The sequence below is a fragment of the Bradyrhizobium algeriense genome (assembly GCF_036924595.1).
In the GTDB taxonomy this organism is placed as follows: Bacteria; Pseudomonadota; Alphaproteobacteria; order Rhizobiales; family Xanthobacteraceae; genus Bradyrhizobium; species Bradyrhizobium algeriense.
This window is the reverse complement of record NZ_JAZHRV010000001.1, coordinates 5,570,898-5,590,675: the sequence shown is the minus strand read 5'-3', so window position 1 is coordinate 5,590,675 and position 19,778 is coordinate 5,570,898. Positions and strand designations below refer to the sequence as shown.

The 19,778-nt window shown below is 63.2% G+C and carries 14 protein-coding genes and 1 pseudogene; 10 read left to right on the top strand and 5 right to left on the bottom strand.

Annotation, left to right across the window (positions count from 1 at the left end; translation table 11 throughout):
• Nucleotides 1-26: 26 nt before the first annotated feature.
• Nucleotides 27-662 carry a molybdenum cofactor guanylyltransferase MobA gene (mobA, locus tag V1286_RS26980; RefSeq protein WP_334484742.1) on the bottom strand — a complete coding sequence of 212 codons (636 nt, stop codon included), beginning with the start codon at nucleotides 660-662 and terminating at the stop codon, nucleotides 27-29.
• The gene (locus V1286_RS26975; protein WP_334484740.1) at nucleotides 655-1,542 is read right to left on the bottom strand and encodes a formate dehydrogenase accessory sulfurtransferase FdhD; all 888 of its coding nucleotides are present in this window, start codon (nucleotides 1,540-1,542) and stop codon (nucleotides 655-657) included. The genes mobA and V1286_RS26975 overlap by 8 nt, the downstream gene beginning before the upstream one ends.
• Nucleotides 1,543-1,730: 188 nt before the next feature.
• Here V1286_RS26975 and mobB point away from each other — a divergent pair, with 188 nt between their 5' ends.
• The 8 genes and pseudogenes from mobB to fdhF all read left to right on the top strand — a co-directional run bounded on the left by mobB (nucleotide 1,731) and on the right by fdhF (nucleotide 14,204).
• On the top strand, nucleotides 1,731-2,258 hold the full coding sequence (gene mobB, locus V1286_RS26970) for a molybdopterin-guanine dinucleotide biosynthesis protein B (protein WP_334489931.1): 528 nt from the start codon (nucleotides 1,731-1,733) through the stop codon (nucleotides 2,256-2,258).
• Nucleotides 2,259-2,266: 8 nt separating this feature from the next.
• Complete coding sequence (locus tag V1286_RS26965; RefSeq protein WP_334484738.1) at nucleotides 2,267-3,523, top strand: molybdopterin molybdotransferase MoeA; 1,257 nt, start codon at nucleotides 2,267-2,269, stop codon at nucleotides 3,521-3,523.
• Between the two features lie 41 nt (nucleotides 3,524-3,564).
• On the top strand, nucleotides 3,565-3,816 hold the full coding sequence (locus V1286_RS26960) for a sulfurtransferase TusA family protein (protein ID WP_334484736.1): 252 nt from the start codon (nucleotides 3,565-3,567) through the stop codon (nucleotides 3,814-3,816).
• Between the two features lie 132 nt (nucleotides 3,817-3,948).
• Entirely contained in the window at nucleotides 3,949-5,337 is a 1,389-nt protein-coding gene (locus V1286_RS26955; protein WP_334489928.1) for a sigma-54-dependent transcriptional regulator, read from the top strand.
• Nucleotides 5,330-7,355 (top strand): annotated as a pseudogene (locus V1286_RS26950) (sensor histidine kinase). Before V1286_RS26955 ends, V1286_RS26950 begins: the two are co-directional and overlap by 8 nt.
• A gap of 407 nt (nucleotides 7,356-7,762) precedes the next feature.
• On the top strand, nucleotides 7,763-9,418 hold the full coding sequence (locus tag V1286_RS26945) for an OFA family MFS transporter (protein ID WP_334484734.1): 1,656 nt from the start codon (nucleotides 7,763-7,765) through the stop codon (nucleotides 9,416-9,418).
• 305 nt (nucleotides 9,419-9,723) lie between these two features.
• Nucleotides 9,724-11,442, top strand: coding sequence for an NADH-ubiquinone oxidoreductase-F iron-sulfur binding region domain-containing protein (locus V1286_RS26940; protein WP_334484732.1), 1,719 nt, complete (start codon nucleotides 9,724-9,726; stop codon nucleotides 11,440-11,442).
• The gene (fdhF, locus tag V1286_RS26935) at nucleotides 11,439-14,204 is read left to right on the top strand and encodes a formate dehydrogenase subunit alpha (RefSeq protein WP_334484730.1); all 2,766 of its coding nucleotides are present in this window, start codon (nucleotides 11,439-11,441) and stop codon (nucleotides 14,202-14,204) included. Before V1286_RS26940 ends, fdhF begins: the two co-directional genes overlap by 4 nt.
• A 57-nt stretch (nucleotides 14,205-14,261) precedes the next feature.
• On the opposite strand, the gene V1286_RS26930 is transcribed toward fdhF, so the two are convergent.
• The 3 genes from V1286_RS26930 to V1286_RS26920 all read right to left on the bottom strand — a co-directional run bounded on the left by V1286_RS26930 (nucleotide 14,262) and on the right by V1286_RS26920 (nucleotide 17,396).
• Nucleotides 14,262-15,407, bottom strand: coding sequence for a LysM peptidoglycan-binding domain-containing protein (locus tag V1286_RS26930; protein ID WP_334484728.1), 1,146 nt, complete (start codon nucleotides 15,405-15,407; stop codon nucleotides 14,262-14,264).
• A 114-nt stretch (nucleotides 15,408-15,521) separates the two neighbouring features.
• The gene (locus tag V1286_RS26925) at nucleotides 15,522-16,541 is read right to left on the bottom strand and encodes a magnesium and cobalt transport protein CorA (RefSeq protein WP_334484726.1); all 1,020 of its coding nucleotides are present in this window, start codon (nucleotides 16,539-16,541) and stop codon (nucleotides 15,522-15,524) included.
• A 387-nt stretch (nucleotides 16,542-16,928) separates the two neighbouring features.
• Nucleotides 16,929-17,396, bottom strand: a complete 468-nt coding sequence (locus V1286_RS26920; protein WP_334484724.1) for a hypothetical protein — start codon at nucleotides 17,394-17,396, stop codon at nucleotides 16,929-16,931.
• Between the two features lie 469 nt (nucleotides 17,397-17,865).
• On the opposite strand from V1286_RS26920, the gene V1286_RS26915 reads away from it, so the two are divergent.
• Together V1286_RS26915 and kdpA are read left to right on the top strand one after the other, a co-directional pair.
• Nucleotides 17,866-17,955 (top strand): K(+)-transporting ATPase subunit F, encoded by a 90-nt coding sequence (locus tag V1286_RS26915; RefSeq protein ID WP_324403868.1) that lies wholly within the window; start codon nucleotides 17,866-17,868, stop codon nucleotides 17,953-17,955.
• A 117-nt stretch (nucleotides 17,956-18,072) separates the two neighbouring features.
• On the top strand, nucleotides 18,073-19,776 hold the full coding sequence (gene kdpA, locus V1286_RS26910; RefSeq protein ID WP_334484719.1) for a potassium-transporting ATPase subunit KdpA: 1,704 nt from the start codon (nucleotides 18,073-18,075) through the stop codon (nucleotides 19,774-19,776).
• Nucleotides 19,777-19,778: the final 2 nt, after the last annotated feature.

Here is a 19,778-nt window from a genome sequence, read left to right as displayed (position 1 = left end):
CTGTCAACAGCCGCATTCACCGCGGATCACCCGCCGTCCAGCGCCGCCAGCCGCTCGGCCTCTGCGATGTCGTCCATGGTGTTGGCATTGAAGAACGGGTCGAGCGGCGTGATCGGCCACGTCACGGTGGCAAGCTTGTAGCGCGCGGTCCAGCGGTCGATCTTTCTGATGTCCTCGACGACAAGTGCGTGGCGAAGCTTTTCGCGCAAGCCGACGCTCCACAATCCGATCACCGGATGCGATTGTCCGTCGGAGGCAGCAACGGCCAGCTCGGCCTTCTCTGCTTCCAGCGCGCCGCATAGCCGCGACACCAGATCGCGCGGCAGGAACGGACTGTCGGCGGCGGCGCTGAGAACGAGTTTTGTGTCTGGCCGGTTGGCTGCGGCCCAGTCGAGTGCCGCGAGGATACCTGCGAGCGGGCCGGGAAAATCCGCGACGCCGTCGGGGATGACCGGCAGCCCGAACGCGGCAAAGCGCGCGGGGTCGCCATTGGCGTTGAGGATGAGGCCGTCGCATTGCGGCGCGAGCCGCGCGATCACGCGATCGAGAATGGTGCGGCCGGCGATCGTGCGCATCGGCTTGTCGCCGCCGCCCATCCGTCGCGCAAGGCCCCCGGCGAGCAGCACGCCGGGAATTTTGACGGTCCCCGTCGCATCAGTCATCGCTTTCGCCTTTGCGCTTGTGCCGTGCGGATTCTTCCGCGACATAGTCGAGGTTCTGGTCGAACACGATCCGCTCCTGTCCGGACAGCGCGATGAAGCGTTTTCCCCGCGTGCGCCCGACGAGTGTCAGTCCGACCTGCCGCGCCAGTTCGACACCCCAGGCCGTGAAGCCCGAGCGTGAGACGAGAATGGGAATTCCCATCCGCACCGTCTTGATCACCATCTCCGAGGTGAGGCGGCCGGTAGTGTAGAGGATCTTGTCGGCGGGATCGACGCCGTGGCGATAGATCCAGCCTGCGATCTTGTCGACGGCATTGTGGCGGCCGACGTCCTCGGTGTAGCACACCGGTGTGCCTTCCTTGCACAGCACGCAGCCATGGATCGCACCGGCTTCCAGATAGAGCGAGGGCATGGTGTTGATTGCATGCGTCATCTGGTAGAGCCAGGACGTGCGCAATTCCGCCTTCGGCAGCGCCACGCTTTCGACCGCTTCCAGCAGGTCGCCGAACGCGGTGCCCTGCGCGCAGCCTGACGTCTGCGTGCGCTTCTTCAGTTTTGCCTCGAAGTTGGTGTGGTGCTCGGTGCGCACCACCACGACCTGAAGGTCGTCGTCATATTCGACCTCGGTGACGACGTCGTCGTATTTCAGCATGTTCTGGTTCAGGAGATAGCCGAGCGCGAGGTATTCCGGATAGTCGCCGATCGTCATCATGGTGACGATCTCCTGGGCGTTCAGATACAGCGTCAGCGGCCGCTCCACCGGCACCCGGATTTCGACCGCAGCACCCGTCTGGTCGGTGCCGGCGACCCGCTCGGTCAGCCGCGGATCCTCGGGATTCGGCACGATCAGGGGGGCGGGGGCTTTTTCCATCTTCATCATAGCACGCAGGTTAGCATGACTTTGTCCCGGGGCTGATATAAGCACCGGAGTGAACAAGTCACGGTCTACCCGTCATGGCCGGGCTTGTCCCGGCCATCCACGTCTTCTTTCGGAGACGGTTCGAGACGTGGATGCCCGGGACAAGCCCGGGCATGACGGCGATACTGACGCCGGTGCCGGAGCATGAAATGAAAGTAATAGGCCTCGCGGGATGGAGCGGCGCCGGCAAGACCACCTTGCTGACGCGGGTGATCCCGCAATTGCACAAACAGGGCCTGCGCGTTTCCGTCATCAAGCACGCCCATCACGCCTTCGATGTCGACGTGCCCGGCAAGGATTCCTGGAAGCATCGGCAAGCCGGTGCGGCCGAAGTGCTGGTGTCGTCCAGCCAGCGCTGGGCCCTGATGCACGAGCTGCGTGGTGCCGCCGAGCCGCGGCTGCCGGAACTGCTGGCGAAGATGTCGCCGGTCGATCTCGTCGTCGTCGAGGGTTTCAAGCGCGAGCCGCACCGCAAGATCGAGGTCTATCGCGCCGCGAATGAAAAACCGCTGCTGTTCCCCGACGATCCCGGCATCGTCGGGGTAGCGACCGACACCCCGGTTGAAACCACGCTGCCGACCGCCCATCTCGATGATATCGAAGCGGTGGCGGCGATGATGCTGAAATCGGCGATATCGCTCGAGGACGTGCTGGCGAAATGCGAAACTGAGGGCTGATCAGGCACATGGCGCAATTGTCCGACGATTGCTTTGCCTTCGGCGGTCCGATGATGTCGGTCGATGAGGCGGTCGGTCTCATTGCGACGCGCGTGACGCCGGTCGTTGATGTCGAGACGGTTACGCTCGCGCGCGCCGATGGCCGCATTCTCGAGCACGATATTTTGGCGCCGCTGCCGCTGCCGCCCTTCACCAATTCCGCCGTCGACGGCTATGCGGTCTCCAGCCGCGACCTGCCGCAAAAGGAAGAACAGGCGTTTCCGGTGATCGGCCGCGTTCAGGCGGGCAGCGCCGCATCTGCGCCGCTCAAGCCGGGGCAGGCGACGCGCATCTTCACCGGCGCGCCGATGCCGGAAGGCGCCGATACCGTGTTCATGCAGGAAGACGTCCGCGTCGACGGCGACAAGGTCGTGGTTCCCGCGGGCCTCAAGCCCGGCGCCAATGTGCGGCCGGCGGGCGAAGATATCCCCTCAGGTTTTGCGGCACTGAAGGCCGGTCAGCGGCTGCGGCCGCAGGATGTCGCGCTCGCGGCAGCTTTCGGCCTGACAGGGCTCGATGTCGTCAGGCGTATTCGCGTCGCGGTGTTCTCCACCGGCAACGAACTGGCGTCGCCGGGCGAAGCACGCGCCGCGGCGCAATTGTTCGATTCCAACCGCTTCATGCTGGTGACGATGTTGTCGCGGCTCGGCTGCGAGGTCAGCGATCTCGGCATCCTCAGGGATGATCGCGCCGCGCTCGCGCGCGCCCTGCAGGAGGTGGCCGGCAGCCACGATCTGATCCTCACTACCGGCGGCGTTTCGACCGGGGAAGAGGATCACGTCAAGGCGAGCGTCGAAAGCGTAGGCCGCCTGGTGCTGTGGCGGATGGCGATCAAGCCGGGACGTCCCGTCGCGATGGGAATCATCGGCGGGACGCCCTTCATTGGCTTGCCCGGCAATCCCGTGGCGAGTTTTGTCACCTTCGTCCACGTGGTGAGGCCGACCATTCTCGCGCTGTCGGGTGCGCGGCCGGAGCCGCTGCTGCCGATGCCGGTTCGCGCCGCATTCAGCTACAAGAAGAAGATTGCCCGCCGCGAATATGTCCGCGTCACCCTGCGCAAGGCCGCCGATGGTGCGCTCGAAGCGGTGAAGTTTCCGCGCGAAGGCGCGGGCCTCTTGTCTTCGCTGGCGGATACTGACGGCCTGGTCGAACTAGGCGAAGAACTCACGCAGGTGACGCCTGGCCAGACGATCGGGTTCCTGTCCTATGCAAGCCTGATCAACTGATGTCCGTTGACGATGCAGGGCCCCTTCGCCATGGTCGGAGCATGACGACGACAAAACTCGATCTTGCCGGGCTGAAATGTCCCTTGCCGGCATTGAAGACGCGCAAGGCGCTGAAGACGTTGCCGCCCGGCGACAGGCTGGAAGTGCTCTGTACCGATCCGCTGTCGGTGATCGATATCCCGAACCTCATTCGCGAGACCGGCGACAAGGTCGAGATTACCGAGCGCAGCCAGGGCCGGATTGTTTTTTTGATAGAAAAAGCAATGGGTTCCGCGGAAAAGACAAATGCTTGAGCGGACCGGGCGGGGACAAGATCCTCGCTCGTCAATTAGACGACCGAGCGGTTGCCGGGTGCGACATTCGGCCCTACAAATCCCGGCATGAACCTCCCGACATCGAAGGCGAGCGCAGCGGCATCTCTTGCCATGGTCAATGAGCAGGCGGGGAAACTCGGCAGATCGGCCGGTGGGCCTGAGTTCAGCGCGCTGGCGCAGGCCTCGATCCTGATCGTCGATGATGAGCCCGGGATGCGCAATTTTCTCGTGCGCACGCTGGGGCCGCGCTGCAAGCATGTGGCGGAGGCGGCCGACACGGACGAAGCCTCGCGCATGCTCGACAAGAGCCGGTTCGACGTCGTCATCCTCGACAACATCATGCCGGGCAAGAATGGCGTCGACTGGCTCGCCGAGCAGCGGGCCGTCGGCTTCTTTGCCGATGCGATCCTGATCACGGCCTATGCCGATCTCGACACCGCGATTCAGGCGCTGCGCGCCGGCGCGGTCGATTTCGTGCTGAAACCGTTCCGCTCGAACCAGATCCTGAACGCGGTGGCGCGTTGTCTCGACCGGGTCCGGCTGCAGCGTGAGAATTATGTGCTGCGCTATGCGCTGCGCGCTTCCTCCGATCGCACCTTCCTGCGCGACAATCTGATCGGGGCGTCGCCGGCGACCCGCAGCGTGCGGGAAACCATTGCCCGCGTCGCCCGCCTGCCGACGTCGATCCTGCTGACCGGCGAATCCGGCACCGGCAAGGAAGTCGCGGCGCGCTCGATTCATTCGCTGTCCGACCGCGCCGACAAGCCTTTCGTGCCGGTCAACTGCGCAGCCATTCCGCCCGACATGATCGAGGCCGAACTGTTCGGCCACATCAAGGGAGCCTTCACCGGCGCAGACAGCGGGCGCGAGGGCCTGTTCCTTTATGCGCATGGCGGCACATTATTTCTGGATGAAATCGGCGAACTGCCGCTGCCGATGCAGAGCAAGCTGCTCCGCGTTCTGGAGGACCGCCGCGTCCGTCCCGTCGGCTCCGAGCGTGAAGTGCCGGTCGATCTCCGCTTCATCTTTGCGACCAATGCCGACCTGCCGAAGGAAGTGGAAAAGGGGCGCTTTCGAGCCGACCTCTACTACCGCCTGAACGTCATGCAGATTCACCTGCCGCTGTTGAAGGACCGCGGCGACGACGTGCAGGAGCTCGCCACCATCTTCATGAGCAAGCTCTCGACACAGCTCGGCATGCCGCCGGTTACGATCGACAGCGCGGTTCGTGCCGCATTGGCGAGTTACGACTGGCCGGGCAATGTGCGGGAGCTGCGCAATCTGATCGAACGCACGCTGATCCTCGGCGCGTTCCCGGACGATTTCGCCGGACCGCGGAACGACGGGCAGGTCGCCACCGCCGACAGTCTGGCGGACATGGAGCGTCGCCACATTCTTTCAGTGCTGAAGGAGACCGGCGGCAACCGTGAGGAAGCGGCGCGGCGGCTCGGGGTCTCGCGCAAGACCATCGATCGCAAGCTTGCGTTATGGAATGGCTGACCGGGCAGGCCGCACGGACGGACCGGTGCGCGGGCGATCCGTCCGCTTCCGGCTGCTCGCCATTGCATTGTTGCCCATGCTGGTCATCCTGCCGCTGCTGCTCGGAGTTGCCGTCTATCGCTGGAACGCGAGATTCGATGCGACGCTGATCTCGAAGGTGAATGGCGATCTCACCATCGCCCACCAATATCTGGCCCGCATTCTCGAAAAAACCGGCGTTCAGATCCGCGCGCTCGGCCTCTCGGCCCGCTTCCGCGATGTGGAAGAGCATGCTCCGCTGTCCGCCGTGGGCGACCTGCTCGAAAGCTCCCGCAAGGAGATAGGTCTCGACTTTCTCTACCTGGTAGACTCCAGCGGAAAGATCCTCGTCTCGTCACCCGCGTTTCCTGGACGGCCAAAGGGCGACTGGCCGATCATCACTTCGGCGTTGTCGGGGGAAGCCTCGTCAGCCGGCATCGACATCTTCACCAATGATGAGCTTGCGGCGATTTCGCCTGTTCTGGCCGAACGCGCGCGTCTCGACCTGGTGCCGACGCCGAACGCCGTGCCGACCGACCGCAGCACGGAAACGCACGGCATGGTCGTGCATGCGGCGAGCCGGGCAACGACTCCGGGGGGAGCGCCGGCTGCGTTGGTCGGCGGCATTCTGCTCAATCAAAACCTGGAATTCATCGATACGATCAACGACCTCGTCTATCGGGCGGCCAGCCTCCCTGAGGGCAGCCAGGGAACGGCGACGCTGTTCCTCGACGACGTGCGGATCTCCACCAACGTCCGGCTGTTTGAAGGGCGCCGCGCGCTCGGCACGCGCGTATCAGCGGCCGTGCGTTCTGCTGTCATGGACGAGGGACGCACCTGGCTCGATAGCGCGTTCGTGGTCAACGACTGGTACATTTCGGCCTATGAGCCGCTGGTCGACAGCTACGGCAAGCGTGTCGGCATGCTCTATGTCGGCTTCCTGCAAAAGCCGTTCAGTGACGCGAAGTTTGAGACGCTGCTGATCATCGCGCTCGCATTCATCGTGATCACGGCGGCAACCGTGCCGATCTTCCTGCGCTGGGCGCAGTCGATATTCATGCCGCTCGAGCGCGTTACGACGACGATCGGCGAAGTGGAGAGCGGCAATTTGTCCGCCCGCACCAAACTGCCGGCGTCGGGCGACGAGATCGGTCGCGTGGCGTTTCACCTCGATACCCTGCTCGACCAGATCCAGGAGCGCGACCGTCAGTTGCGGGAGTGGAACGAGGAGTTGAACACGCGGGTACGCGAGCGAACGCGGGATCTCGAGCACGCCAATCTGAAGCTGGAGGCGACCACCAAGCAGCTCATCATGTCCGAAAAGCTCGCCGCGATCGGCGAAATCACCGCCGGCGTCGGCCCATGAGATCAACAACCCGATCGCGGTGATGCAGGGCAATCTCGACGTCATCCGCAGCGTGATCGGCCCTGACGTCGAAAAGGCCAAGGTCGAATTCCGCCTGCTCGACGAGCAGATCCATCGCATCAGCCAGATCATCACCAAGCTCTTGCAGTTTGCCCGGCCGGAAGAGTATGCCGGCTATGTCGAGCGTCATGCGCCCGGAAGCGTCGTGGCGGATTGCCTGCCGCTGGTGCAGCATCTCCTGAACAAGACGGAAATCGACGTGGTGAGAGAGGATCGGGCCAGCCGCCTGGTCCTGATGAACCGCACCGAACTGCAGCAGGTCGTGATCAACCTGATCGTCAACGCGATCCATGCCATGCCGGACGGCGGGATGCTTGCGCTGCGGTCATTCGACGCCGAGCGGGACGGCAATCCGGGCATCGTCATCGAAGTGGCCGACACCGGTGTTGGCATGCCAGCGGATATGGTGGAGAAGGTGTTCGATCCCTTCTTCACGACGAAGCGCCGCGAGGGTACGGGCCTTGGTCTTTCCATAAGTCAGACATTGATCAAGCGCCAGCGCGGCCAGATCACGGTGGAAAGTGAAGTCGGCCGCGGAAGCATATTCCGCGTGTGGCTTCCGGAAGCCGACTGATCCCCGACGGATTGGACATTTTGTCCGGAGAGTCCGGACATTTTGTCTTGAGTCGCCGCGCGGTCACTCACAAGTCATTGATTTCTTGCATCGTGCGATTTGGCACACGGATTGCTCACTCCTCTTCAACAAGTTGAAAGGGGAGGAGCGATGACTAGCGGTGTGCAGTCGGGTTGAGCTGTCGGCCGCGCATCTCATGCCGGCAAAATCTCACCTCAATTGGCCGGCATGGCTGCGAGCACAATCAAAACATCAGGGTGGATTCTCGAATGCGCGTGGCGGTCCCCGCGCGTTCCGGAATTGCGTGGGACAGCAGGATGGGGCTGTTCCACTGCGTGGCTGAAGACGACGGGATCGAAGACGTCAAAAAACGCCCAATTCAACATGGGCTGCAGGGGAAAATAGCGATGACAACAATCAGCAGCGCCGGGAGTATACCCGGTGCCGGAACGGGATTCCTTGACAAAGAGCGGACGATTGCGACAGCCGGCTTCAATCGCTGGCTGGTGCCGCCGGCGGCGCTTTGCATTCATCTGTGCATCGGCATGGCCTATGGCTTCAGCGTGTTCTGGCTGCCGCTGTCGCGCGCGATCGGCGTGACCGCGCCGAAGGCATGCCCCGACATGACGCTGGTGCAGGAACTCTTCACCACCACCTGTGACTGGAAGGTCGCCAGCATGGGCTGGATGTACACGCTGTTTTTCGTGCTGCTCGGCGTTTCCGCCGCGATCTGGGGCGGCTGGCTGGAGCGCGTCGGACCGCGCAAGGCAGGCTTCGTGTCGGCGCTGTGCTGGTGCGGCGGTCTCGTGCTCGGCGCGATCGGCATCATCACCCATCAACTGTGGCTGCTGTGGCTCGGCTCCGGCGTCATCGGCGGCATCGGGCTCGGCCTCGGTTACATCTCGCCGGTGTCGACGCTGGTGAAATGGTTTCCGGACCGGCGCGGCATGGCGACCGGCATGGCCATCATGGGCTTTGGCGGCGGCGCCATGATCGGTGCGCCGCTGGCGAACCTGCTGATGAACTATTTCAAGTCGCCGACCTCGGTCGGCGCCTGGGAAACCTTCATCGCGATGGGCGCCATCTATTTCGTGTTCATGATGATCGGCGCCTTCCGCTACCGGATTCCGCCGGCGGGCTGGCGGCCCGAGGGCTGGACTCCGCCGACCAAAGCCAATGCGATGATCTCGCAGAATCATGTTCATCTGAAGGACGCGCATAAGACGCCGCAGTTCTGGCTGATCTGGTGGGTGCTCTGCCTGAACGTGTCGGCCGGTATCGGCGTGATCGGCATGGCTTCGCCGATGTTGCAGGAAATCTTCGCCGGCAAGCTGATCGGATTGCCCGACGTTGGCTTCAACCAGCTCGACGCGGCGCAGAAGGCGACGATTGCCGGCATCGCGGCCGGTTTCGCCGGCCTGCTCTCGCTGTTCAACATCGGCGGCCGCTTCTTTTGGGCGTCGCTGTCGGACAAGATGGGCCGCAAGAACACTTATTACACGTTCTTCATCCTGGGCATCGTGCTCTACGCGCTGGCGCCGACCTTCGCCGCAATGGGCTCGAAGCTTCTGTTCGTGCTCGGCTTCGGCATCATCCTGTCGATGTATGGCGGCGGCTTCGCCACGGTGCCGGCCTATCTCGCTGACATGTTCGGCACCCAGTTCGTCGGCGCCATCCACGGCCGGCTGCTGACGGCGTGGTCGACCGCCGGCATCATCGGTCCCGTGGTTGTGAACTACATCCGCGAGTTCCAGCTTGCCGCCGGCGTGCCGCGTGACCAGCTCTACAACACGACGATGTACATCCTGTGTGCCATGCTGATCGCGGGCCTGATCTGCAACTACCTGATCAAGCCGGTCGATAAAAAATGGCACATGAGCGATGCCGAGGTCGCCAAATTGCAGGCGGCGACGGCCAGCGCAGGCCAGTCGGGACCGTCGGGCTCCTACGGCATCGGGTTCGGCGGGCTCGACGCCAAGACCGCGCTGTTCTGGGCGTTTGTCGGCATCCCGCTCGCCTGGGGCGTGTGGAAGACGCTGGAAAGCGCCGTCAAGATATTCTGACGACGGAGACGTCGCGGGACCGCTATCATGGTTTCCCGCGGCGTCTTCCGACCTCGGTTCCGACCGGCCGATCGATAGGTGTTCGCAATCGCAGCATGCGATGGCTTTATTGATCTTGCGGTCATTTCGAGTACTCATCTTTCCAGCAGCCAAGGTGGCACCGGCGAGGAACGCTGAGGGCTCGAACGCCAAACCGCGCCACCGGTAGCAACTTAAACGCTTATCAAGACGCCACAATTCGCTTGGCATCTGGCATGCCACGAACTAAGCTTGCGCTAGACGATAAGCAGGGATGAGATTTTTCAATGGATCACGACGTACAGGACTTACAGAAAGTCCGCTCGTTCGAACATCCGGGCGCGGGACGGAAGCGGGCCAAGGCGACCCCCAAGGGCCGCCAGGTCGATCCCACCGCCGCCCACGAGATCGAGCTTCTACTCGGCGACCGGCCGCGGCGGCGTGATCTTCTGATCGAGCACCTGCACCTGATCCAGGACAAATATCACCAGATCTCGGCGGCGCATCTCGCGGCGCTGGCTGACGAGATGAAGCTGTCGTTTGCGGAAGTGTTCGAGACCGCGACCTTCTACGCCCATTTCGACGTGGTGAAGGAAGGCGAGCCTGACATCGCGCCTCTGACCATCCGCGTCTGCGATTCGCTTACCTGCGCCATGATGGGCGCGGAAAAGCTGCTGCATGAGTTGCAGGACAGTGCCGGCCCCGGAGTTCGCGTGGTGCGCGCGCCCTGCGTCGGCCGCTGCGACACCGCGCCTGCCGCCGAGGTCGGCCATCACTTCGTCGATCATGCGACGGTCACGAACGTGCTCGCCGCGGTGAAGGGCGGCGAGACGCATGCGCATCTGCCGAAATATGTCGACTACGACGCCTATGTCGCTGGCGGCGGCTACAAGCTGCTGAGTAGCCTGCGCTCCGGCGCGATGACAAAAGAAGATTTGCTGAAGTCGCTCGACGACGCCTCGCTGCGCGGGCTCGGCGGCGCGGGCTTCCCGACCGGACGAAAGTGGCGCGCGGTGCTCGGCGAACCCGGTCCGCGGCTGATGGCGATCAATGGCGACGAGGGCGAGCCCGGCACCTTCAAGGATCGCTTCTATCTCGAAACCGATCCGCATCGCTTCATCGAGGGCATGCTGATCGGCGCGCACGTGGTCGAGGCCACCGACGTCTACATCTACCTCCGCGACGAATATCCGGCCTCGCGCGAAATTCTCGAACGCGAAATCGCAAAGCTGCCGCCGGGCGGTCCCGTCCTGCATATGCGCCGCGGGGCAGGGGCCTATATCTGCGGCGAGGAATCCTCGCTGCTGGAGTCCATCGAGGGCAAGCGCGGCCTGCCACGGCACAAGCCGCCTTATCCGTTCCAGGTCGGGCTGTTCGGCCTGCCGACGCTGATCAACAACATCGAGACGCTGTGGTGGGTGCGCGACATCGTCGAGAAGGGCGCCGACTGGTGGAAGAGCCACGGCCGCAACGACCGTCATGGCCTGCGCAGCTATTCGGTCTCGGGCCGCGTGAAAAATCCGGGCATGAAGCTGGCGCCGGCTGGCGTCACCGTGCGCGAGTTGATCGACGAGTTCTGCGGCGGCATGGCTGACGGCCACACCTTCCACGCCTACCTTCCGGGCGGCGCATCGGGCGGCATCCTGCCGGCGTCGATGGACAACATCCCGCTCGATTTCGGCACGCTGGAAAAATACGGCTGCTTCATCGGCTCCGCCGCAATCGTCATCCTGTCCGAGCAGGACAGCGTGAAGGGCGCGGCCTTGAACCTGATGAAATTCTTCGAGGACGAGAGCTGTGGCCAGTGCACGCCGTGCCGGGTCGGCACCCAGAAGGCGGCGATTTTGATGGAGCGCCCGGTCTGGAACCGCGAGTTGCTCGACCAGTTGAGCCAGGCGATGCGCGATGCGTCGATCTGCGGGCTCGGCCAAGCCGCCTCGAATCCACTGACGTCAGTGATTAAATATTTTCCGGAAGAATTCGTGCCGAAAGAGGCCGCGGAATGACCAGGATCAAGTTCGAACTCGACGGCCGACAGGTCGAGGCCAACGCGGGCGAAACCATCTGGCAAGTGGCAAAACGCCACCAGAAGGAAATCCCGCATCTCTGCTATTCGCCGGAGCCGGACTACCGGCCTGACGGCAATTGCCGCGCCTGCATGGTGGAGATCGAGGGCGAGCGCGTGCTGGCCGCGTCCTGCAAGCGCACGCCGAGCGTCGGCATGAAGGTGAAGACCGAAAGCGCGCGCGCGGTCGCGGCGCAGAAGATGGTGATGGAATTGCTGGTCGCTGACCAGCCGGCGCGCGAAACCTCGCACGATCCCGATTCGAAATTCTGGCACTGGGCCGAAAAGGTCGAGGTCACCGAGAGCCGTTTTCCGGCCGCCGAGCGCTGGGCGGGCGATACCAGCCACCCTGCGATGAGCGTCAATCTCGATGCCTGCATCCAGTGCGGCCTCTGCGTGCGTGCCTGCCGCGAGGTTCAGGTCAACGACGTTATCGGCATGGCCTATCGCAGTCACGAAGCCAAGATCGTGTTCGACTTCGACGATCCGATGGGTGAATCGACCTGCGTTGCCTGCGGCGAATGCGTGCAGGCGTGCCCCACCGGCGCCTTGATGCCCTCGGTGATGCTGGACGAGAACCAGACCCGCGTGACCTACGCGGACAAGAAGGTGGATTCGCTATGCCCGTTCTGCGGCGTCGGCTGTCAGGTCACCTATCAGGTCAAGGACGAGAAGGTCATCTATGCCGAAGGCCGCGACGGCCCGGCCAACCACAACCGCCTCTGCGTCAAGGGCCGCTTCGGCTTCGACTACATCCATCACCCGCATCGCCTGACAAAACCGCTGGTGCGGCTGCCGAATGCGAAGAAGGATGCCAACGACCAGGTCGATCCGGCCAATCCGTTCACGCATTTCCGCGAAGCCTCGTGGGAAGAGGCGCTTGATATCGCGGCCAAGGGGCTCGTGAAAATCCGCGATGAGAAGGGCGTCAAGGCGCTGGCCGGCTTCGGTTCGGCCAAAGGCTCGAACGAGGAAGCGTACCTGTTCCAAAAACTGGTGCGCACCGGCTTCGGCTCCAACAACGTCGACCACTGCACGCGGCTGTGCCACGCTTCATCGGTGGCGGCGCTGATGGAAGGGCTGAACTCGGGCGCGGTGTCGGCGCCGTTTTCGGCTGCGATGGACGCCGAAGTCATCATCGTGATCGGCGCCAATCCAACCGTGAACCACCCGGTTGCGGCGACCTACATCAAGAACGCTGCCAAGCGCGGCGCCAAGCTGATCGTGATGGATCCGCGGCGGCAGTCGCTGTCGCGCCACGCCTGGAAACATCTCGCCTTCAAGCCCGGCAGCGACGTCGCGATGCTGAACGCGATGCTCCACACCATTATCACCGAAGGGCTGACCGACCAGCAGTACATCGCGGGCTACACCGAAGGTTTTGACGAACTCGCCGAGCGCATCAAGGACTTCCCGCCGGAGAAGATGGAAGCGATCTGCGGCATTCCGGCCGAGACGCTGAAGGAAGTGGCGCGGGTCTATGCCCGCTCGCAGTCCTCGATCATCTTCTGGGGCATGGGCATCAGCCAGCACATCCACGGCACTGATAATGCGCGCTGCCTGATCGCGCTGGCGCTGACCACAGGTCAGGTCGGTCGTCCCGGCACCGGGCTGCATCCGCTGCGCGGCCAGAACAACGTGCAGGGCGCGTCCGACGCCGGCCTGATCCCGATGTTCCTGCCGGACTACCAGCCGGTCGGCCGCACTGATCTGCGCGAGCCCTTTGAGAAGCTCTGGCATCAGGACCTCGATCCCGTGCGCGGCTTGACGGTGGTCGAGATCATGAACGCGATCCACGCCGGCGAAATCACTGGCATGTATATCGAGGGCGAAAACCCCGCGATGTCGGATCCCGATCTGCAGCACGCGCGCGGAGCATTGGCGATGCTCGACCATCTGGTCGTGCAGGATCTCTTCGTCACCGAAACCGCGTTCCATGCCGACGTGATCCTGCCGGCATCCGCATTTGCCGAGAAGTCCGGCACCTTCACCAACACCGACCGCCGCGTGCAGCTCGCGCGCGAGGTGATCCGGCCGCCCGGCGATGCGCGGCAGGATCTCTGGATTATCCAGGAAATCGGCAAGCGGATGGGCCTGCCGTGGAACTATGACGGTCCGGCCGATGTCTTCACCGAGATGACGGAAGTGATGCCGTCATTGAAGAACATCACCTGGGACAGGCTGGTGCGCGAGGGCGCGGTGACCTATCCTGTCGACGATCCCAATAAGCCCGGCAACGAGATCATCTTCACCACGGGCTTCCCGACCGAAAGCGGCCGCGGCAAGATCGTTCCGGCGAAGGTGGTCGCACCCGACGAGGTGCCCGACACCGAATATCCGATGGTGCTGTCCACGGGGCGCGTGCTCGAACACTGGCATACCGGTTCGATGACCCGCCGCGCCAGCGTGCTCGACCAGATCGAGCCGGAGGCGGTGGCGTTCATGTCGCCAAAGGACATGCGGCGCTTAAGCGTCTGGCCCGGCGATTTCATTAAGCTGGAGACCCGCCGCGGCGCCGTCGAGGTCAAGGTGCGCTCCGACCGCGACGTGCCGGAGAACATGGTGTTCATGCCGTTCTGCTACGCGGAGGCGGCGGCCAACCTGTTGACCAACCCGGCGCTCGATCCGTTCGGCAAGATCCCCGAATTCAAGTTCTGCGCCGTGCGCGCCGAAAAGGTGGAATTGCAGTCGGCGGCGGAATAGGCGAGAGGCAATCGATAACAGCGATTAAGACCGCGTCATCGCGAAGATGGTGGCGCTTCACTTCGCCGGAACGACAAACACCTGCCCGGGATAAATCAGGTTGGGATTGCGGATCTGTTCCCGGTTCGCCTTGTAAATGACGGCATAGCGCGTGCCCGCGCCGTACGAGACCTGGCTGAGACGCCAGAGGCTATCTCCGCGTGAGACGGTAGTGGTTGCAATCTTCGGCACCACCACGGTGGACGGCGGCGAGCCGCTGTCCGGCAAAACGGTAGTCCCTGCGGCGGCCAGCCGCGGAGCTGCTATGTCCGCGCGCTTGGCCTGCGCCGTCACGGACGCGGTTGTGTCGGGAACGCTGAACGGCACCTCGGCGCGTGCACGCACCGTGCCGGAGCTCGACGCCTCGTCCAGCCTGACACGGTAGCTGCCCGCTGCGACCCCCTCATTGATGGTGACTGCAAAACGTCCATCCGTGCCGGCCGTTACCGACGTAATAAAACTATCGTTGAGGTAAAGCCTCAGCGCTACGCCGGGACGCGCCTGGCCGCTGACATGGAACTTGCCGCCCGGCTCGATCTCGACCGTTTCCACAACCACTGCGCCGGCCGCCGGTTTTGGCGCCGCTGGTTGCGACAACATGACCGTGGGTTTGTTCGGCGTGATCAGCGCCACGACCGGCCGGTCAGTCGCTTTCGGCTCAAGCGCCACCGTCACATTCTGTTTGGACGTGGTCTGCTTGCCGTCCGGCTGCCTGGAGCGCAGCGTCAGGTCATAGGTGCCTGACGGAAGCCGGGGCGGGACGATGACGAATTGTCCGGATTGATCCGCGACCGCGCGATCGTGCACCTCGCCGTTACGCAGCAGCTCCACCGCTGCGCCTGGCGCCGCCCGGCCGGCGATGACGGCCTCGCCTGTCGGCTCGATGCGGGCAATGTCGAACGTCGGCACGCCGTCGCTGTTCTCTGGCGGTGATCCGGCCAGCGCGTCCACGATGGCGTTGGCTTCCGCTTTCGCCGTTGCGAGCGGGGCGGGACTTTGCTCTCGCGCGTCCGATGCAGGCTTTGAGATCATCGGCGCTGTCGTTGCCGCCAGGCTGTCAGCCGGGGGGGCGCGGACGTGTTGAATGGCGAAGGCGAGCACCACGCCACAGGCGACAAACGCCAGGATGGGGATGATCGTTCGGCTCGCCGATATGGCAGTCATGATATTCACCCGTCTGCCGGATCGTTGGCTCGCCGATACTCTATATCGTCTCGGGCAGGGTGGGTACCGGTTTGCAACAAGAAAATGCGGCCTCTGGTGGGTCAGCTTACAAGCTTACAGCCAGCCGACGCGCCGGAACCGCCAGAACAAGCCTGTGCATACGAGCAGGATCGTGCTGATTACTCCAAAATAGCCATACTGCCACTCCAGCTCCGGCATATGCTTGAAGTTCATGCCGTAGATGCCGGCGATCGCCGTCGGGACTGCGATGATGGCGAGCCATGACGCCAGTTTCTTGGACACCGCGGTCTCCTGTGCCTGGCCGACCAGAAGGCTTGCCTCAAAGGCAAACGCCAGCACCTCGCGAAGCGAATCGATCTGCTCCTGCACCGTCCGGACGTGGTCCGTGACGTCGCGAAACAACGGCTGCATCGTGGATCGCACCATCGGCAGATTGTCGTGCTCGAGCCGGCGGCAGACTTCCACCAGGGGCCCAACCGCATTGCGCAGCCGCAGCAGGTCGCGCCGGAGCAAATAGAGGCGCTCGATCTGCGCCTGCGTCATGGCGCTTGCGAGCACTTGCGCCTCCATCGCCTCGACTTCCTCTTGAATGGTTTCGAGCACGGGGGAGTAGTTGTCGACGATGAAATCGAGGATGGCGTAGAGAATGTAGTCCTCACCCCGGGCCAGCGCCCGAGGGCAGCTTTCGCATCGTTCGCGCACCGGCTTGTAGGACGTCGAGGCACCGTGCCGGACCGACACGATATATCCTTCGCCGACGAACAGATGCGTCTCGCCGAATGCGATGCTGTCGCCGTCGAGCTGCGCGGTGCGCGCCACGATGAACAGCGCGTCGCCATATTGCTCGATCTTCGGTCGCTGATGCGCGTGGTCGGCATCCTCGATCGCAAGGTCATGCAGCTCGAACTGCCGCTGCACTCGGCGCAGTACGGCGATATCGGGTTCATGGAGTCCGATCCAGACCACGTGGTCGGGCTTGCTGCGCCAGCTCGAGGCTTCATCGATGGCGATGTTGGCGACACGCCGGCCTTCCACATAGACGCCGGCCGCGACCACGCCGCTTTCTGAAGGTACCGCTTCTGTCACGGGGGAGGGAGACGATGCTAGGTTCATGGCTTCCTCCATCGATCGCTGTGTTATGGCCCTCTTTTCTTTCAATGAAGCTAGCACCCGAGCAAGCGGCGTCAAATGGAATGTCCAGCCAGCCAGTCGATCGGGATAGGGCCGCTCGAGCTCAATCTCGCGCGACAATTCGATGATGGCCTCGGGATGATGCCCGTTCTCGAACAGCGCGTACTTGACGGCCTGGGTTCGATTGACGAACAGGCCACCGTAAAGCCCATTTTGCTGTAGGGCGACCCATTGGCCGCGCCGGTTTCGGCCAATGAATACGATGACTGGTGCAGTGCTGCACGAGGGAGGTTCGACAAGTTTCACGTTTGTAGTCCTTCACCTCGACCGCAAGGTTGCGGAGCGGGCGGGGCGCATGAATCCGCCAGCTCACGCGAAATTGTCGCTGCAAACCGGTTCAAAAATGGGATTTTCGTGCTGCGGCACGGCCGGAACACTGGTCCGGCGCGACGTTGAACTGATGCGTTGCGCTTCGACAAACGCGCTCAAGATCGCCAGCGCCAGATCGGCGTGGCGGGCTTCGACCGACTGATCGAGCCAGTCCGGCAGTTCGCGCTGCCGCGACAGTGCGCAATACCATTCATCGTCGTCGTAGGCGAGGCGGCGGATCCGCCATTGCGGTAGCTCCAGATCGATCAGCGCGAGCGTGGCGTCGGTCCATGCCTGCGACTGGATCAGGCGTTCGATGCGGACTGTCTTCCTGCTTTGACTGCTGGACGGAAAGCGGCGGCAGGTCTTCTTGATGAGATCTGACAGGAAATCGGCCGTGACGACATAGGTATTGCGAAGCTTGTCGCTGAGCTCAGTGCGAGTTTCAAGATCTGAAAGAAGTGACATGGCGTCATCTCGTTTTGGCGCGGCTGTCAGTGCAACCGCGCTTCCAAGGTGGCGAGATCGTCATTTGAAAACGAGAGGAGGCAAGGCGCGGAGATATAGGGATTTCATAGGAGGCCGGTCGTCCCTGCGAACGCAGGGACCCATACCGGGTTGCTCTCTCGATAGGGCACAGAGCCGTTGAGAACTTTCGCAAAATTGACTGCGGTGGCTATGGGGCCCTGCGTTCGCAGGGACGACCGAGGAACCTTTATGAGATTCCTATAACGTTGCCATTGCTCCCGTCTCGAAAACCTATGCGGCTGGTGGCACCTCAGCCAGGCAAACGCGAAACCGTCCATTCGGCTCGCGGGTCACGTCGCATAGGAGCTTCCCATGCTGGACATTGTCATGCTGGCGCTCGCCCTCGGCTTCTTCGTGGCAAGCGTTGGTTACGCCTATGCCTGCGAGCGGTTGTAGAGAGGAGAGCGCTATGACCTTCGATTACTCGCTTGCCGGCCTCGTCTCGCTCGGCCTGCTATTTTACCTGACCTACGCACTACTGCGGCCGGAACGATTCTGAGCGCGTCATGATCACGCTGGGTCGAGGTCGTTCTGGCATTTGCCGTTACCTCGGCGCTGCTGATCGCGCTCATTCACCTGCTGCTGCCTGCAAAGAGATCCTGAAGGAATCCCGAAAATGACTGTCATCGGCTGGATCCAAATTCTTTTGTACTGCGCCATCGTGGTTGCGCTGGTCAAACCGCTCGGCTGGTACATGACCCGCGTCTTCAACGGCGAGTCCACCTTTCTGTCCCCGGCGCTGCGCCCGGTCGAGCGCGGGCTGTACTGGATCGGCGGCGTCGACGAAAAACGCGAACAGCATTGGCTGACTTATACGGTCGCCATGCTGCTGTTTCATGTCGGCGGCTTCGTCATCATTTATGGGCTGATGCGGCTGCAGGCGCTGTTGCCGTTCAATCCGGCGGATCAATCTGCCGTCGCCCCGGACCTGTCCTTCAACACGGCGATCTCCTTCATCACCAATACCAACTGGCAGAACTACGGGGGCGAGAGCACGCTGTCGTATCTGGTGCAGATGCTCGGCCTGACGCACCAGAATTTCCTGTCGGCGGCGACCGGCATTGCGCTGGCAGTGGCGCTGATCCGCGGCTTCTCCCGCTCCTCGATGCGCACCATCGGCAATTTCTGGGTCGATGTGACGCGCTGCACCCTCTATGTCCTGCTGCCGATCTGCATCGTCTACGCGCTGTTCCTGGTCTGGCAGGGCATGCCGCAGACGCTCGGCGCTTATGTCCAAGCCACGACGCTGGAAGGCGCCAAGCAGACCATCGCGGTCGGGCCAGTCGCCTCGCAGGTCGCGATCAAGATGCTCGGCACCAATGGCGGCGGCTTCTTCAACGCCAACGCCGCGCACCCCTTCGAAAACCCCACCGCGCTGTCGAACTTCGTGCAGATGATCTCGATCTTCTCGCTCGGCGCGGCGCTGACTAATGTGTTCGGCCGCATGGTCGGCAACCAGCGCCAGGGCTGGGCGATCCTCGCCGTGATGGGCGTGCTGTTTCTTGCGGGCGTTGCCGTCACCTATTGGGCCGAAGCCAACGGCACCTCGACGCTCACCGCGCTTGGCCTCTCCGGCGGCAACATGGAGGGCAAGGAAGTCCGCTTCGGCATCGTTGCCTCCTCGCTCTTTGCGGTCATCACCACGGCGGCCTCGTGCGGCGCGGTCAACGCCATGCATGACAGCTTCACCGCGCTCGGCGGGATGATCCCGCTGATCAACATGCAGCTCGGCGAGATCATCGTCGGCGGCGTCGGTGCCGGGCTTTACGGCATGCTGCTGTTCGTCGTGCTGGCGATCTTCGTCGCCGGCCTGATGGTCGGCCGCACGCCGGAATATGTCGGCAAGAAGATCGAAGCGCGCGAAGTCAAGATGGCGATGCTTGCCATTCTGGTGCTGCCGCTGATGTATCTCGGCTGGACCGCGGTCGCCGTGGTGCTGCCGTCGGCGGTGGCGTCGATGGCCAATTCCGGGCCGCACGGGTTCACCGAGGTGCTGTATGCCTTCACGTCCGCGACCGGCAATAACGGCTCGGCGTTCGGCGGCCTGACCGGCAACACCTTCTTCTACAACCTGACGCTCGCCAGTTCGATGTTCGTCGGCCGCTTTTTCATGATCGTGCCGGCGATGGCGCTGGCGGGCTCGCTTGCCGCCAAGAAGTCGATCCCGCCGTCGGCCGGTACGCTGCCGACCACCGGTGGCCTGTTCGTCGGCCTTGTCGTCGGCGTAATCCTGATCATCGGCGGTCTCACCTTCTTCCCGGCGCTGGCGCTCGGGCCGATCGTCGAGCACCTCGCGATGAATGCCAACACCCTGTTCTGAGC